Origin of the sequence: Streptomyces bungoensis, from assembly GCF_001514215.1 — a bacterium.
Classification (GTDB): domain Bacteria; phylum Actinomycetota; class Actinomycetes; order Streptomycetales; family Streptomycetaceae; genus Streptomyces; species Streptomyces bungoensis.
This window is the reverse complement of sequence record NZ_KQ948854.1, coordinates 368,635-384,525: the sequence shown is the minus strand read 5'-3', so window position 1 is coordinate 384,525 and position 15,891 is coordinate 368,635. Positions and strand designations below refer to the sequence as shown.

The following is a 15,891-nucleotide window of genomic DNA, read 5'->3' as shown; positions in this document are numbered from 1 at the left end:
CCTGCGCTCGGCCTCCCCGGCCGCGACGGCCGCCCATGCCGACCTACGCCGGCTCAGGTCCGCGCCGCCCTGACCGGGTGCGGGGCCCGAGCAAGGTCCTGCGCCAGCCTTCCGGGGAAGGCCCCGCGCAGGGTCTTGCGCTCGGCCTCCGCGGCCGCCGACGCGGGCCGACGTCGGCTCAGCTGCTCCGTTCCGTCCGGCCGCTACGGGGCGCTCGACCGGAGGCGTGTGCGCCCTCCGCTGCCCGCGGGCCTACCGTGCCGCGAGCCTTCCCGCGCGGCCGACTTACGTATCTCGGGCGCGCACCCCCCGCAGCCGCCTCCCCGGGCCCCGCCGACCGCCTCGCACGTTCGGCCGCCGCATCCCGGCCGGCCGTCCGCGGGACGCGGTCGTCACTCCTCCGTCGGTCCCGCGTCGCGGCTACTCCTCGAACAACGGCTCCTGTTCGCCCTGCTTCTGGGCCCGCACCCGCTTGGCGCGGGCGCCCACCACCACCGTCGCCGCTGCGGCGGCCGTGGCCAGGGCGGCCGGGACCATCCAGCCGCGGTCGAACAGGTGGCCGAGGGCGTGGTCGAGGGAGATGCGACCGGGGCCGGCGACGGCGAGGCCGGCCGCGGCCAGGCCCAGGCTCGCCGCGTACTCGTAGCCGCCCTCCTGGGCGAAGAAGCCGTTGGGTACGAGGATCGCCGCCGCTCCGGCCATCGCGCCGGCCGCCGCCGCGCCCGCCGCCGGAGTGGCCAGGCCCAGCGCCAGCAGGGTGCCGCCGCCCGTCTCGGCGAGGCCGGCCGCCGTGGCGCTCGCCCGGCCGGGCGCGTAGCCGACGGACTCCATGAACTGGCCGGTGCCCTCCAGACCGTGTCCGCCGAACCAGCCGAAAAGCTTCTGCGCGCCGTGCGCGGCCAGCACCCCGCCCGTCCCCAGCCGGAGCAGCAGCAGGCCCAGATCACGTCGGTCGTAACAGGTCACGGTGACTCCCCATCAAACAGGTGCGCGGTCCTCTTCCCGCGTTTCCACCGTCCCACCCCTCACATTGCCCGGCCCGTCCTGGCTGCCGTTCGGGTGGCGTCCCCGACCGGCCGGACGGGCGTCACGGGACCCGGAAACCGCGCCGAAAGGTGTTGTCCTCGCGCGCACTCCAACTCCTAGCGTCCCCGGCATGGAGACCACATCCGGCACCACCACATCCACCACCCGGAGGCTGGGACGCAGCGGCATCGAGGTGAGCGCGCTCGGTTTCGGCTGCTGGGCCATCGGCGGGGAGCATCGGGCCGCCGACGGGCAGCCGCTCGGCTGGGGCAGGGTCGACGACGAGGAGTCCGTACGGGCCGTCCACCGCGCCCTCGACCTAGGCGTCACCTTCTTCGACACCGCCGACTGCTACGGCACCGGCCACGGCGAGCGGATCCTCGGCCGCGCCCTCGGCACGCGCCGGGACGACGTCGTCGTCGCCACCAAGTGGGGCAACGTCTTCGACCCGGACACCCGCACGCTGACCGGCACCGACGACACCCCCGAGTACGCCCGCCGCGCCCTCACCGCCTCCCTGCGCCGCCTCGGCACGGACCACGTCGACCTCTACCAGTTCCACCTCTCCGACGCCGACCCCGTCCGGGCCGCCGAACTCCGCGACGTGTGCGAGGAGTTCGTGCGGGAGGGGCTGGTCCGCGCCTACGGCTGGAGCACGGACGACCCCGCGCGGGCCGCCGTCTTCGCAGCGGGCCCGCACGCCACGGCCGTCCAGCACCGCCTCAACGTGCTGCAGGACGCGCCGGAACTCGTGGAGCTGTGCGAGCGGCTGGAGCTCGCGAGCGTCAACCGCAGCCCGCTCGCCATGGGGCTGCTGACCGGGACGCGGCGCGGCCCGCTGGAGCCCGGTGACATCCGCAGCCGGCCGCCGGCCTGGCTGCCGGGGTTCGAGGACGACGGGTCCGGCGCCGATCCCCGGTGGCTGGAGCGGGTCGAGGCGCTGCGCGAGATCCTCACCAGTGACGGCCGCACCCCCGCCCAGGGCGCCCTGGCCTGGCTGTGGGCGCGCAGCCCGCGCACCGTCCCGATCCCGGGCTTCCGCACCGTCGCGCAGGCCGAGCAGAACGCCGGGGCGATCGCCAAGGGGCCGCTGACCGCCGCGCAGTCGGCCGAGATCGACCGTCTTCTCGGGCGGTGAGCGGCCCCGCCGGCCTCCCCGCCGGCCCCGCCGGCCCGGCGCGTCGGCGGCCGTTCGGCGGACGCCCGCCGGCCCGTTCGCCCTGCGGCTGCGCACCGGCGGGACGGTGGTCGTCAGACCGCCGTACGGCTGGGAGGCGAACGGGGTCTACGCGCCGATCCGTTGGGGTTCCTGGCCCGCCGCGCCCTGTTCGGTGAGCGTGATCCGCCCGCCCCTGATGGTGGCCACGCGAGGGGCACGGCGCGCGATGGAGGAGTCGTGCGTGACCAGGACGAAGGTCAGCCCGTGCTCGCGCCACAGGCCCTCCAGCAGGGCCATGATGTCGTCGCGGGTGCCCTCGTCGAGGTTGCCGGTGGGTTCGTCGGCGAGCAGCACCCTCGGGTTCTTCACCAGCGCGCGGGCGATGGCGACGCGCTGCTGCTGGCCCCCGGACATCTCCGAGGGAACGTGCGACAGGCGCTCCTCCAGCCCGACCGAGCGCAGCGCCTCGGCCGCCCGGGCGCGGCGCTCGGCGGGTGCGACACCCAGCGGGACGAGGGCCGTCTCGACGTTCTCCTGGGCGGTGAGCGTCGGAATCAGGTTGAACGCCTGGAAGATGATGCCGATCTTCTCGGCGCGCAGCCGGGTCAGCCGGGCCTCGCCGATCGTGGCGAGGTCGACGCCGTCCAGCTCGACGCTGCCGGCGGAGGGGCGGTCCAGGCCGCCGATCATCTGCAGCAGCGTCGACTTGCCGCCGCCCGTGGGGCCCTGGATGACGAGCTGGTCGCCGTCGGCGATGGTGAGGTCGACGCCGCGCAGCGCCTCCACGGTCTCCTTGCCCCGCGTGTACCGCTTGGTGACGCCGGTGAGTCTGTACATGGATGCTCCATAGCGAAGGTGGCCAAGGTGGCGAAGGACGGGGGGCGCCGCCGCCGGGGGGGAGTGGAGGCGGCGCCCCCGTACGGGGGTGTTACGACACGCTGCGCAGGGCGTCGGCCGGGCGCATCCGGGAGGCGCGCCAGCCGCCCATGGCGCCGGCGACGAGGCCGCCGGCGACGGCGAGCCCCACGGCGAGGGCGATGGTGGTCGCCGAGACGGGCGCGGACAGCGCGATCTCCAGGGTGTTGCCGGCCGTCTGCCGGCCGGGGCCGCCCGGACCGCCGCCCGGGCCGCCCGTGCCACCGGTGCCGCCGAGTTGTGCGGTGAGCGTCGGGCTGACCGCGGTGACCGCGTAGGCGGCCGCGAGGCCCAGGGCGATGCCCAGGCCGCCGCCGATCAGGCCGTTGACCATGGACTCGCCGACCACCTGCCGGGTCACCCGGCGGCTCGGCCAGCCGAGCGCCTTCAGGGTGCCGAACTCGCGCACCCGCCGCGACACGGCCGACGAGGTGAGCAGCGCGGCCACCAGGAACGCGGCGGCGAGCACGGCGATCGAGAGCCACTTGCCCACGCTCGAAGCGAGGTCGGAGGCCGTGGACAGCGAACCGGAGACGGTGGAGGCCAGGTCCGCGGAGGTGGTGACCGTCGTGCCGGAGACGTTGCCCTGGATGGTCTTCTTCACCGCGGAGATCTGCTGGGAGTCGGTCGCCTTGACGTAGATCGTGGTGACCTTGTCCTTCGCGTCCCCGAGCGACTGGGCCTGCTTCAGCGGCAGGTAGACGTCGGTGGTGGACTCGCCGCTGTCCGGGGTGGCGATGCCGATGACCGTGTACGTGGTGCCGGAGATCTCGAAGGTCGAACCCGCCTTGTACTTCTTCTGCTTGGCGTACGACGCGCTGACCACCGCGGCCTTGGCGTTCGTCTGCGCCGCGGTGAAGGTCCGCCCGGAGGTGATCTTCACGGTGGCGAGCGGTCCGAGGGTCTGGTGGGTGACGTCGACGCCGGCCACCGAGTAGGAGTCGACGTCGAAGTTCGCGCCGCCGCCCTGCACCTGCGGCCGGCCGCCACCGTCGCCGCCGCCCGGGCCGCCCCGCTGCTGGGTGCCCGCGGACGACGTGGCCTTGCCCTGGGTGAAGGAACCGTCGACCTTGGTGACGTTCAGTGAGAGGGCGCCGACCGCCGCCGCCACGCCCTTCTGCGCGGCGACCTTGCCGACCAGCGAGGACTTCAGTGCCTGGCCGCCCTGCGTCATCACCCGGTCGGAGCTCTGCGAGGCCTCGCCGCTCGACCTGGCGTCGAAACGGAAGTTCGGCCCCTGCGAGCCGCCCGCCTTCGGCGCCGACCGCGCCTTGGTGACGGTCATGTCGGTGCCCAGGCCGTACAGCGACTTCAGGACCTTGCCCTGCGCCTGCGTCATGCCGGCCGACACCGAGTCGACGGTGATGACCAGGGCGATACCGAGCGCCAGACCCATCGCGACGACCAGGGCCGCCTTCTTGCGGCGGCTCAGCTCGCGTCTGAGATAGATGCCAAACATCCCGTTCCTCGTTGGTTCCCGGCGCCCCCGCTGTGGGCGCTGCCACACGCTAGGGAGAAACCTTTGAACCGGCCTGGGCGCCGGATGTGCAGGAGCTGAGAAAGCGGGTACCTCATCAGATTTTCATGAGGTGGCAAACTCCACGTGGCATACCGCGCCATACCGGGCCTCCGGTCGCGAAACCGCTGCTGGCCGCGGTGTACGGTCCCGGGGTGCGAGATTGTTCCCGGCTCAGCCGGCGTGCCGTCCTCGGGCTGACGGCCGCCGCCCTTCCCCTGACCGCGGCCGTCCCGGCCTCCGCCACCACGGTCGTCGGCGGCGAGCGGCTCGCCCGCGGCGGAGTCCAGGTCCGCGGCGCCGGCGGGCTGCCGAAGAAGCTCACCGCCCGCGCGTGGCTCGTCGCCGACGGCGAGAGCGGAGAGGTGCTCGCGTCCTTCAACGCGCACCGGCGGCTCGCGCCCGCGTCCACGCTGAAGATGCTGTTCGCGGACACCCTGCTGGGGAAGTTCCCCCCCACCGAGCGGTACCGGGTCACCGACGCCGACCTGGCCGACGTCCCGCTCGGCTCCAGCCTCGTCGGCATCAAGCCCGGACTCACCTACACCGTCGACCAGTTGTGGCAGGGCGTGTTCCTGCGCTCCGGCAACGACGCCGTGCACGTCCTCGCGCACATGAACGGCGGCATCGACAAGACGGTCGCCGAGATGCAGGCCCGGGCCGACGACCTGCAGGCCCTGGACACCCATGTGGTCAGCCCGGACGGCTTCGACCACAAGGGGCAGATCTCCTCGGCGTACGACCTCACGCTGTTCGCCCGACACGGCCTGAAGAACGACGACTTCCGCCGCTACTGCGGCACGAGGACCGCCGACTTCCCGGCCGGCGGCAAGAAGACCTTCCAGATCCAGAACACCGACCGCCTGCTCACCGGGGCCTGGGGACTGCACACCTACGACGGCCTGATCGGGGTGAAGAACGGTTACACCAGCCACGCCGGCAACACCTTCACCGGTGCCGCCACCCGGGGCGGCCGCACGCTGCTGGTCACCGTGATGCATCCCGCCACCGGCAGCAACGCGGTCTACGAGCAGACCGCCGCGCTGCTCGACTGGGGCTTCGGGCAGGGGCGTTCGGCGCAGGCGGTGGGCGTGCTCGCCACACCGCTCAGCGAGGGCGGGGCGAACGCGAGCCCGGCGCCCGCGCACAAGGCGGCCCGGGCCGCGGCCGGTGCGCCGGGCGCGGCGTCCGGCGGGCGCCCCTCGACGTGGCGGCTGCTGGAGGGCGCGGCCGGGACGGCGGCCCTGCTCGGAGCGGGGGCGTGGGCGCTGCGGCGACGGTTCAGGACGGCCCCCGCGGCCGAGGCCGCGGGCGAGGCCGCGGGCGAGAGCCAGGGCCGGGAGAGGGGCGAGCGCGCGAGCCGGGACACGGACGAGAGCGTGGCGGAGACGGCCGAGCCCGGAGGCCGGCACCGGCGCTGACCCGCCGCACCGTACGGTGCGGCGGCCGTTCCCTCTCGGCCGGTGCGCGCCTCGCGGTCCCGCGCGAGGCCCACCCCCTGCTCCGGCCCGTGGAACGACCGCCGCGCCCCCCCTCGGTGTGGCTGCGGAAGCTTTGTGCTCCAACTGTGAAGCTCTCGTGGAGGAAAGTTGAGCATACGCGGCCGACGGGCCGCAATAGCGCGGATGTTGAAATTCCGTTTGTGTGCGGGGGTGCAGGAGGGGCGCACGGGGACGGCAGGGGGGCGCCCGGGGAGGGCTCAGCCCCGCCCGATGTACGGCATCGCCGTCGCCAGCACCGTCGCGAACTGCACGTTCGCCTCCAGCGGCAGCTCGGCCATGTGTCGCACGGTGCGCGCCACGTCGGCCACGTCCATCACCGGCTCCGGCGCGGTCTGCCCGTTCGCCTGGAGCGCGCCCGTCCGCATCCGGGCCGTCATGTCGGTGGCCGCGTTGCCGATGTCGATCTGGCCGACCGCGATCCGGTACGGCCGCCCGTCCAGCGACAGCGACTTGGTCAGCCCCGTCAGCGCGTGTTTGGTCGCGGTGTAGGCGACCGAGTGCGGGCGCGGCGCGTGCGCGGACACGGAGCCGTTGTTGATGATCCGGCCGCCCTGCGGGTCCTGCTCCTTCATCCGCCGGTACGCCGCCTGCGCGCACAGGAACGCCCCGTGGAGGTTGGTGTCCACCACGTGCCGCCACGCCTCGTAGGGCAGTTCCTCCACCGGCACCCCGCCCGGGCCGAAGGTGCCCGCGTTGTTGAACAGCAGGTCGATCCGCCCGAACCGCTCCACGGCCGCCGTGAACAGGGCCTCGACGTCCCCGGGCCGGGACACGTCGGTGCGCATGGCGAGCCAGGGGCCCTGTGGCACCTGGGCCGCCGTCTCCTCCAGCGTCTCGGTGCGCCGGCCGGCCAGGACCACCGACCAGCCGGCGCGCAGCAACTCCACCGAGACGGCCCGCCCGATGCCGGAGCCGGCGCCGGTCACCACCGCGATCTTCGCTTGCCTGTCAGTCATGGCACCGCAGCGTAGGCGGGCCATCCGCCATGCGGAACGCGATGTCCGCCATACGGCTACACGGCCATACGGCTACACGGCTACACGGCCACGGCGGTGGCGGCCGGCTGCTCCCCGGCCGGGTCCTCCCCGGGGTAGCGCACCCCGGTCCGCTCCCGGATCGCGTCCAGCGTGCGCATCACCGCGAGCGTGCCCTCCAGCGGCACCAGCGGCGACTCCTTCTCGCCCGCCCGCAGCGCCCGCATCACCTCCAGCGCCTCATGGCGCATGCTGCTGCGCGGCCCGTCGGCCGGGTCGGCGGTGAACTCCTCGGCGTCGCGCCCCTCCCGGTGCAGCACGAAGCGCTCGGGGTGGAAGAAGCCGGAGGGGATGTCGATCCGGCCGCGTGAGCCGGTGACCGACGCCGTGACCCCCGTACCCCCGGCGATGGAGCAGTGCACCGACGCGAGAGCGCCGCTCTCCCAGGAGAGCAGGGCACCCGTCTGCAGATCGACGCCCTCCTCCGAGAGCACCGCACTCGCGGTGACCCCGTCCGGCTCACCCAGCAGCAGCTGCGCGAACGACACCGGGTAGACCCCGAGGTCCAGCAGCGCCCCGCCGCCCAGCGCCGGATCCCGCAGCCGGTGCGCCGCCGGGAAGGGTCCCGCCAGCCCGAAGTCGGCCTGCACGGTCCGCACCTCGCCGATCGCCCCGTCCGCCACCAGCTCCTTCAGCCGCCGCACGAGCGGATTGCAGTACATCCACATCGCCTCCATGAGGAAGCGGTCGTGCTCCCGCGCCAGCGCCACCAGCTCCCCGGCCTCGCGGACGTTGAGCGTGAACGGCTTCTCGCACAGCACGTTGCGCCCCGCCGCCAGGCACAGTCCGGCCGCCGCCCGGTGCACCGAGTGCGGCGTGGCGACGTACACGACATCGATGTCCTCGTCCGCCGCCAGCGCGTCCCAGTCGCCGTACGCCCGCCGCACCCCGAACCGCTCGGCGAACGCCTCCGCCGCCTCCCGCCGCCGCGAGGCCACCGCCACGATCTCCGCGTCCGGCAGATCGACCAGATCCGCCGCGAAGGCGGCCGCGATCCCGCCCGTCGCCAGGATCCCCCACCGCACGCTCTGCTCCGCCATCCCGCCCCACCCTCGTGTATCTGTTCCTCGGCAACGTGTACGAGCTGAGAGCATAGGTGGCGGATCAGCACCAGAGGGAGGGGACACATGCCCGAGCACGCGGCGGCACACACACCCGGAACGGAGCACACACCCCTCGACCCACCGCCCGTCACCGCCGCCGGCCGCCGCACCGGCCTGCTCACCGTCCTCATGCTCGGCGGCCTCACCGCCACGCCCCCGCTGGCGATGGACATGTACCTCCCGTCGCTGCCCGAGGTCACCCGCGTCCTGCACGCGCCCGCCGCCACCGTCCAGCTCACCCTCACCGCCTGCCTGGCCGGCATGGCGCTCGGGCAGCTCGTCGTCGGCCCGATGAGCGACCGCTGGGGCCGCCGCCGGCCCCTGCTGGCCGGACTCGCCGTCTACCTCCTCGCCACCGCCCTGTGTGCGGTGGCGCCGGACGTCGGGGTCCTCGTCGCCTTCCGGCTGGTGCAGGGTCTCGCGGGCGCGGCCGGCATCGTCATCGCGCGGGCCGTCGTACGCGACCTCTACGACGGCGTCGCCATGGCCCGTTTCTTCTCCACCCTGATGCTGGTCTCCGGGACCGCCCCGATCGTCGCGCCCCTCATCGGCGGCCAGATCCTGCGCGTGACCGACTGGCGCGGCGTGTTCGTCGTCCTCACCGTGGTCGGCACCGCACTCGCCGCCGTCGTCTGGTGGAAGCTGCCCGAGACCCTGCCGCCCGGCGACCGGCACGGCGGGGGCGTCGGGCCGGCGCTGCGCACGATGCGCACCCTGCTCGCCGACCTGCCCTTCACCGGCTACATGCTCGCCGGCGGCTTCGCCTTCGCCGCCCTGTTCGCCTACGTCGCCGCCTCCCCGTTCGTCATCCAGGAGATCTACGGCGCCTCCCCGCAGACGTTCAGCCTGCTGTTCGGCCTGAACTCGGTCGGACTGGTGATCACCGGGCAGGTCAACGGCAGGATCCTGGTCGGCCGGGTCAGCCTGGAGAAGGTGCTCGGCGCCGGCCTCACGGTGATCGTGCTCGCCGCGGCCGCCCTGCTGCTCATGGCCACCGGCGCCTTCGGCGAGGCCGGCCTCGTCCCCGTCGCCGCCGCCCTGTTCGTCCTGATGTCCGCCATGGGCATCACCCTGCCCAACGCCCAGACCCTCGCCCTGCTGCGCACCCGGCACGCCGCCGGCTCCGCCTCCGCCCTGCTCGGCACCTGCTCCTTCCTCGTCGGAGCGGTCGCCTCCCCGCTCGTCGGGATCGCCGGGGAGCGCACCGCCGTGCCCATGGCGATCGTCCAACTGGCGGGATCACTGGTCGCGGCGGCCTGCTTCGTGGGAATGTGCCGTCCCTGGAACACCCGTACGGGGATGGAGGGAGCAGAGAACTGAGCGCACCGAGACTGCGCACCGGCACACCCGAGCGGGCCGGGCTCGACCCCGCCGAACTCGGGCACCTGGCCGCCGAGGCGCACGCCCTCACCACCGGAGCGCACCCCTGGGCGGCCGGTGCCGTCGTGGTGGCCGGGCGCGGGCCCGTCGTCGCCCTGGCCCAGGCCGCGGGCTGGGCGGTGCGCTACTCCGGCTACGACCCCGAGACCGGCACCGGCGTCGAACTGCCGCTCGCCGACCGCGTCCCGGCCACCGTCGACACCCCCTTCGACCTGGCCTCCCTCACCAAGCTGTTCACCGCCGTCGCCGCCGTCCAGCAGATCGAGCGCGGCACCCTCGGCATGGACGCCCGGGTCGGCGCCTACCTGCCCGAGTTCACGGCGGCCGCCCGGCACGGCATCACCGTCCGGCAGCTGCTCACCCACACCTCCGGGCTGCGCCCCGAACTCCCGCTGTACGACTGCCCGGGCGCCGCCGCCCGCCTCGCGATGCTCCAGGCCGAGGCGCCCGCCGCCGAACCCGGCACGCACCTCTACTCGGACCTGAACATGCTGCTGCTCCAGCACGTCCTGGAGCGGATCACCGGCCGGACCCTCGACGTCCTGATCGAGGACGGCATCACCCGCCCGCTCGGCATGACGTCGACCGGCTTCGGCCCCTGCCCCGGCGCGGCGGCCACCGAGGACCAGTGGCGGCCGTGGGCCAAGGCGGACCGCGGGATGCTGCGGGGCGTGGTCCACGACGAGAACGCCTGGGCGCTCGGCGGCGTCGCCGGCCACGCCGGCCTCTTCTCCACCGCCCCCGACCTGGCGGTCTTCTGCCGCGCCCTGCTGTCCGGCGGCGCCTACGGCCCCGCCCGCGTCCTCGGCCCCGACTTCGTGGAACTCCTGCTGACCCCACCGGGCCTGGGCTTCGCCATGGACCAGCCCTGGTTCATGGGCGAACTGGCGGGCGGGGGAGCGGCGGGCCACACCGGATTCACCGGCACCTCGCTCGTCCTGGACCCCCGCACGGACACGTTCCTGGTCCTCCTGGCGAACACGGTCCACCCCAGACGCCGCCCACCGGACAACGGCCCGCGCGCAAGCCTGGCCACCCACCTGGCACGGGCGGTCGTCTGACCCGGGTCCGGCGGCAAGGGCGCCGGGAGGCCGCCCCGCCCCGCCATACAATCGCCGGGTGAACGACCCCGCATCCCCGGCCGAGACCCTCCGCGGCACCCTCGCGGAGCTGCTCGACGGGCTTCCGCCCAGTCAGGCCGCCGCGGCCGTGGAAAGGCTGATCGCCACCTACCGGGGCGACACCCCCACCCACGCCCCGATCCTGCGCGACCGCGCCGACGCCACCGCCTACGCCGCCTACCGCATGCCGGCCACCTTCGAGGCGGTCCGCTCGGCCCTGGCGGCGTTCGCCGCGGCCGTGCCCGGGTGGACGCCCGGCAGCCACGCCGACGTCGGCGGCGGCACCGGTGCCGCGACCTGGGCCGTCGCGGCGACCTGGCCCGGCGAGCGCGACGTCACCGTGCTGGACTGGGCCGAGCCCGCGCTCGCCCTCGGCCGGGAGATCGCCCAGGCCAGCCCGGCGCTGCGCGGGGCCCGCTGGCAGCGCGCCCGCATCGGCGCGGCGCTCACCCTGGAGGGCGCCGACCTCGTCACGGTGTCGTACGTCCTCAACGAGCTCTCCGAGGCCGACCGCACCCGCCTCGTCGACGCCGCCGCGGCCGCCGCGCAGAGCGTCGTGATCGTCGAGGCCGGCACCCCCGCCGGATACGCCCGCGTCATCGAGGCCCGCGACCGCCTCGTCGGCGCCGGCTTCCGGATCGCCGCCCCCTGCCCGCACAGCGCCGCCTGCCCCATCGCCCCCGGCACCGACTGGTGCCACTTCTCCGCCCGGGTCAGCCGCTCCTCCCTGCACCGCCGGGTCAAGAGCGGCTCCCTGGCGTACGAGGACGAGAAGTTCGCCTACGTCGCCGCCACCCGGCTGCCCGTCACCACCGCGCCCGCCCGCGTCGTCCGGCGCCCGCAGATCCGCAAGGGCCAGGTGCTGCTCGACCTGTGCGAGGCCGACGGGCACCTGAGCCGGACCACGGTGACCAAGCGCCACGGCGACCTGTACAAGGAGGCCAGGGACGCCGACTGGGGCGACGCCTGGCCCCCCGAGGCCCTGTGAGGCACGTCTCGTCCGCTTCCTCCGGATCCGCCCCGGTGGCCCGGGGGGCTCACCGAGGTGGGACCATGGGGCGGTGCTGTCCGCACGGCAGCGAGGCGACCACCACACCGAGGGGATAGATGAGCGCGACGTTCGGCGGCCGGTCCGGCCGGCAGGGCAGACTCTCCCGGTGGCTGCTCGGACGCCGCCCGAAGGAGGCCGCCGGCGACGGCGGCCGTGAGGCCCTGCTGCTCGCCGCCGCCGCGGCCGGACTGCCGCTCGCGCCCGCCGCGCACCCCGCCGACGGCTACTGCTGCTCCTGCGACCGCGTCGGCTGCCCCACCCCGGCCCGGCACCCGGTATCGTTCGCCTGGCAGACCCAGTGCAGCACCGACCGCGCCCAGATCGAGCGCTGGGCCCGGCACCAGCCCGAGGCCAACTTCATCACCGCCACCGGCATGGTCCACGACGTGCTGGACGTGCCCCTGCAGGCCGGCCGGGAGGCGCTGGAGCGGCTGCTCGACGGCGGGGTCGAGGTCGGGCCGGTCGCCGAGAGCGACGACGGCCGCATGCTGTTCTTCACCCTCACCCGCGGCACTCCCGAGGACGAGGACGAGTGGTGGCCCTGCGAGCTGGACTGTCACCCCGAGACCATGGACGAGCACCCGGGCCTGCGCTGGCACTGCCGCGGCTCCTACGTCCTCGTACCGCCCGCCCGGCTGCCCGGCGACGGGCGGGGGGTGCGCTGGCTGCGCGGCCCCGAACACCCGCTGCCCGAGCCGCTGACGCTGCTGGAGACGCTCACGGACGCCTGCGCCCGCCACGCCGGCACGGCGGCCGCCCGGCCGGGCGCCGCCTGGCCGCTGCAGCGCTGAGGCCGCCCGGCGGCGCTACGAGCCCTGCGCGGCCGTCAGCCCCCGCACCTGCCCCACCACCGACACCGGACCGCTGCCCGCCGGGTCGAGGGCGGCCTCGTTGGAGACGAACTCCAGGGTCAGCGACTGCTTGACCTCGCCCTTGGTCAGCGCCTGCACGTCCTTGTTGGGGACCGGCACCGAGGTGCCCGCGGCGGCGGTCTGCTTCTCGAAGTGGTGCGTGGTGAAGAACACCAGCGCCCCGCCGTCCGCCGTGCGCAGCGCGAGCGGCGCGTAGTCGCCGCGGGTCAGCGGCTCGTCGATGTACTGCCGCACCAGCCCCGGCTTCTTCGCCTGCTTCGCGCGGTCCGCGCGCCAGGCGCTGGTGCCGCGGCCGTCCGCGAAGGTCTTCCCGCCGCGCTGCAGATAGCCCGCGTACTCCTTGCTCAGGTCCGCGGGCGGCACCGCCAGCCGGGTGGAGCCGGCGGGCACCGCCTCCGCCCAGCCGTCCCCGTCCTTCTCGAACTCCGGTACGGCGCCGGGGGCGACCAGCGTCAGGTACGCCACCTTCCACGGCTCGCCGAGGTCCTGCCGGGTGAACACCAGCAGCCAGCGCTGGTCGCCGCCCTTGTTGCCCCGGGCGTCGGCGACGAACCAGCGGGGCCAGCCGGCCTTCTTCGGGATGGTGAACTTCGCGTCCGTCAGCGTCAGCGGCGTGTGGTTCGGGTTGCCCGACGGGTTGTTGGCGTGCCCGGCCGTCAGCCGGGCGCCGTCGATGTCGGCGAGGGCGCCGGTGACGTGACCGGCGTCCAGGGAGCGGTCGTAGGCCTGGTCGGCCCTGTTGTACGCGGCGGTGAACTGCGCGAGGGCCCTGGCGGCCTCGGCGCGGCCGGCGGCCGGGAGCACCTCGCGCTCCCCGTGCACCACCACGCATCCGCTCACCGTCAGCGACATAGCGGTCAGCGAGGCCGCCATGAGTGCGTTCCGGTCCCGCCTGCGAAGCCCACGACGACTGCGATCCCTGCTCATGAGGCGCCTTCACCCTCCCCTTTCCGGAGGCGAACCCTACCGGGAGGGAGAGGCCGCCGGGGGGCCGGTTCCCCCAGTCGGACGCCGGAACCCCCCGGGCACCGGGCCTACTTCGACGCCGGGACCCCGCCCTCGACGCCGCCCGCGGCTCCCTCGCGCCGCCGCCCCCTCAGCCGCGCGGCGAACTCCGGGGTGATCAGGAACACGGCCAGGGTCGGGACCAGGTACGCCGCCCACACCGCCAGCTGCACGACCGTCGGGTCCGGCTGGAAGTTGAACACGCCCTTGAGCAGGGTGCCGTACCAGCTGTCCGGCGGGATGGTGCCGCTGATGTCGAAGGCGAGGTCGGAGATGCCCGGGATCCAGTTGGCCTCCTGCAGGTCGTGGAAGCCGTACGCCAGCACGCCCGCCGCCACCACGACCAGCATGCCGCCGGTCCAGGTGAAGAACTTGGCCAGGTTGATCCTCAGCGCGCCCCGGTAGAACAGCCAGCCGAGCAGGACGGCCGTGGCCAGCCCGAGGGCCACGCCGATCAGCGGGCGCGGGGTGCCGTCGGAGGCCGCGTGCACGGACGCCCACACGAACAGGGCGGTCTCCAGGCCCTCGCGGCCCACGGCGAGGAACGCGGTGGCGACCAGCGCGCCCGTGCCCATCGCCAGCGCCGCGTCCAGCTTGCCGTGCAGCTCGGACTTCAGGTGCCGGGCGGTGCGCCGCATCCAGAACACCATCCAGGTCACCAGGCCGACGGCGATGACGGACAGGGAGCCGCCGAGCGCCTCCTGCGCCTCGAACGTCAGCTCCTGGGAGCCGAACTCCAGCGCGCTGCCGAAGCCCATCGCGATGGCGATGGCGATGGCGATGCCGATCCAGATGGGCCGCAGGGCGTCCCGGCGGCCGGTCTTGACCAGGTAGGCGATGAGGATGCAGACGACGAGGGACGCCTCCAGGCCCTCGCGCAGGCCGATCAGGTAGTTGGAGAACACGGTTACGCCTCCTCGGAGAACAGCGTGCGGCCCCACCAGTCGGCGGAGTCCCGGACGCCGGGGGGCACCGCGAAGACCGCCGAACCCACGTGCTGGATGTACTCGTTGAGCGCGTCGTGCGCGGCCAGCTTGCGCTGCAGGGGGATGAATCCCTTGCGCACGTCGCGCTGGTAGGCCAGGAAGAACAGGCCCGCGTCCAGGCGGCCGAGGCCGTCGGTGCCGTCGGTGAAGGAGTAGCCGCGGCGCAGGATGGTGATGCCGCCGTTGGCGTCCGGGTGCGCGAGGCGCACGTGGGCGGTCGGCTTCATCGCCTTCAGGAACGGCTCGTCGTGCTCCTTGGCCTTGCCGACCGGGGCGCCCTCGCGCTTGTCGCGGCCGAAGACGTCCTCCTGCTCCTGCAGCGAGGTCCGGTCCCAGGTCTCGATGTTCATGCGGATGCGCCGGGCGACGAGGTACGACCCGCCGTTCATCCAGGCGTCCTTCGCGCCGGTGTCCGCGTCGCCGACCCACACGAACTTCGCCAGGCGGCCGCTCTCCGTCCCCGCGATGTTGCGGGTGCCGTCCTTGAAGCCGAAGAGGTTGCGCGGGGTCTGCGCGTCGGGGGTGGTGGAGGAGGTCTTGCCGAAGCCGAGCTGGGACCAGCGGACGGCGACCTTGCCGAAGCCGATGCGGGCGAGGTTGCGGATGGCGTGCACGGCGACCTGCGGGTCGTCGGCGCAGGCCTGGACGCACAGGTCGCCGCCGGTGCGGGTCCGCTCCAGGTTGTCCCCGGGGAAGGCGGGCAGGTCGACCAGGGCCGCGGGCCGCTTGTCCTGGAGGCCGAACCGGTCGAAGAGCGACGGCCCGAAGCCGATGGTGAGCGTCAGCCGGGACGGCTTGAGGCCCATCGCCTCGCCGGTGTCGTCCGGCGGTGCCTCGGCGAGGCCGTCGAACGCGCCCTCGCCGACCGGCTTGCCGGCCGTCATCCGCCGGGCCGCCTCGGTCCAGTCCTTGAGCATCGCGACGAACTCGGCGCGGTCGCCGGTCTTCACGTCGAACGCGGCGAAGTGCAGCCGGTCCTGCACCGGGGTGGCGATGCCCGCCTGGTGGGCGCCGTGGAACGCCACGGCGCCGCCCGTGCCGGCGGCGGCCGGCTCCGCGTCGTCACCGGCGTGCGCCATCGCCGCGGCCCCGCCGCCCACGGCGGCACCGAGCGCCAGCCCGGCGCCGCCCCAGCCGATCAGCGCCCGCCGCGACGGTCGCCCGGCGGCCGGGGACTCCTGCGGCTCGCGCGTCTCCTCGGTCTCCTGCGTCTCGGTCATC

Annotated in this window: 14 protein-coding genes; 6 read left to right on the top strand and 8 right to left on the bottom strand. The window is 74.4% G+C overall.

The genetic code is table 11. From position 1 onward, the window contains the following. Positions 1-420 precede the first annotated feature (420 nt). Positions 421-966, bottom strand: coding sequence for a DoxX family membrane protein (locus AQJ66_RS11960; RefSeq protein WP_061919996.1), 546 nt, complete (start codon positions 964-966; stop codon positions 421-423). Positions 967-1,156: 190 nt separating this feature from the next. On the opposite strand from AQJ66_RS11960, the gene AQJ66_RS11955 reads away from it, so the two are divergent. After that, positions 1,157-2,164: an aldo/keto reductase gene (locus AQJ66_RS11955; RefSeq protein WP_208611351.1), complete on the top strand. Its 1,008-nt coding sequence runs from the start codon at positions 1,157-1,159 to the stop codon at positions 2,162-2,164. Positions 2,165-2,311: 147 nt separating this feature from the next. On the opposite strand, the gene AQJ66_RS11950 is transcribed toward AQJ66_RS11955, so the two are convergent. Next, complete coding sequence (locus tag AQJ66_RS11950; protein ID WP_061919994.1) at positions 2,312-3,022, bottom strand: ABC transporter ATP-binding protein; 711 nt, start codon at positions 3,020-3,022, stop codon at positions 2,312-2,314. Positions 3,023-3,113: 91 nt separating this feature from the next. Continuing rightward, a complete protein-coding gene (locus tag AQJ66_RS11945) occupies positions 3,114-4,559 on the bottom strand; it encodes an ABC transporter permease (RefSeq protein WP_061919992.1) in 1,446 nt (481 codons plus the stop codon). A 212-nt stretch (positions 4,560-4,771) separates the two neighbouring features. Here AQJ66_RS11945 and AQJ66_RS11940 point away from each other — a divergent pair, with 212 nt between their 5' ends. Then, positions 4,772-6,037 (top strand): D-alanyl-D-alanine carboxypeptidase family protein, encoded by a 1,266-nt coding sequence (locus AQJ66_RS11940; protein WP_244162804.1) that lies wholly within the window; start codon positions 4,772-4,774, stop codon positions 6,035-6,037. Between the two features lie 278 nt (positions 6,038-6,315). Here AQJ66_RS11940 and AQJ66_RS11935 read toward each other — a convergent pair whose 3' ends face one another. Then, positions 6,316-7,074, bottom strand: a complete 759-nt coding sequence (locus AQJ66_RS11935; RefSeq protein WP_061919988.1) for an SDR family oxidoreductase — start codon at positions 7,072-7,074, stop codon at positions 6,316-6,318. Positions 7,075-7,154: 80 nt separating this feature from the next. Next, positions 7,155-8,192: a Gfo/Idh/MocA family protein gene (locus AQJ66_RS11930; RefSeq protein ID WP_208611349.1), complete on the bottom strand. Its 1,038-nt coding sequence runs from the start codon at positions 8,190-8,192 to the stop codon at positions 7,155-7,157. An 87-nt stretch (positions 8,193-8,279) separates the two neighbouring features. Here AQJ66_RS11930 and AQJ66_RS11925 point away from each other — a divergent pair, with 87 nt between their 5' ends. From AQJ66_RS11925 to AQJ66_RS11910, 4 genes are all read left to right on the top strand, one after another. Then, positions 8,280-9,575, top strand: a complete 1,296-nt coding sequence (locus AQJ66_RS11925; RefSeq protein WP_061919985.1) for a multidrug effflux MFS transporter — start codon at positions 8,280-8,282, stop codon at positions 9,573-9,575. Next, positions 9,527-10,696 carry a serine hydrolase domain-containing protein gene (locus tag AQJ66_RS11920; protein WP_079060185.1) on the top strand — a complete coding sequence of 390 codons (1,170 nt, stop codon included), beginning with the start codon at positions 9,527-9,529 and terminating at the stop codon, positions 10,694-10,696. Before AQJ66_RS11925 ends, AQJ66_RS11920 begins: the two co-directional genes overlap by 49 nt. A 58-nt stretch (positions 10,697-10,754) precedes the next feature. Continuing rightward, positions 10,755-11,744 carry a small ribosomal subunit Rsm22 family protein gene (locus AQJ66_RS11915; protein ID WP_061919983.1) on the top strand — a complete coding sequence of 330 codons (990 nt, stop codon included), beginning with the start codon at positions 10,755-10,757 and terminating at the stop codon, positions 11,742-11,744. Between the two features lie 119 nt (positions 11,745-11,863). Next, on the top strand, positions 11,864-12,598 hold the full coding sequence (locus AQJ66_RS11910; RefSeq protein WP_061919981.1) for a bifunctional DNA primase/polymerase: 735 nt from the start codon (positions 11,864-11,866) through the stop codon (positions 12,596-12,598). A gap of 15 nt (positions 12,599-12,613) precedes the next feature. Here AQJ66_RS11910 and AQJ66_RS11905 read toward each other — a convergent pair whose 3' ends face one another. The 3 genes from AQJ66_RS11905 to efeB all read right to left on the bottom strand — a co-directional run bounded on the left by AQJ66_RS11905 (position 12,614) and on the right by efeB (position 15,890). Next, positions 12,614-13,606, bottom strand: a complete 993-nt coding sequence (locus AQJ66_RS11905) for an SCO2278 family lipoprotein (RefSeq protein ID WP_061919979.1) — start codon at positions 13,604-13,606, stop codon at positions 12,614-12,616. Between the two features lie 107 nt (positions 13,607-13,713). Further along, positions 13,714-14,589 carry an iron uptake transporter permease EfeU gene (gene efeU, locus AQJ66_RS11900; RefSeq protein ID WP_061919977.1) on the bottom strand — a complete coding sequence of 292 codons (876 nt, stop codon included), beginning with the start codon at positions 14,587-14,589 and terminating at the stop codon, positions 13,714-13,716. Positions 14,590-14,591: 2 nt separating this feature from the next. Continuing rightward, a complete protein-coding gene (gene efeB / locus AQJ66_RS11895; protein ID WP_061919975.1) occupies positions 14,592-15,890 on the bottom strand; it encodes an iron uptake transporter deferrochelatase/peroxidase subunit in 1,299 nt (432 codons plus the stop codon). Between the last annotated feature and the right edge of the window lies 1 nt (position 15,891).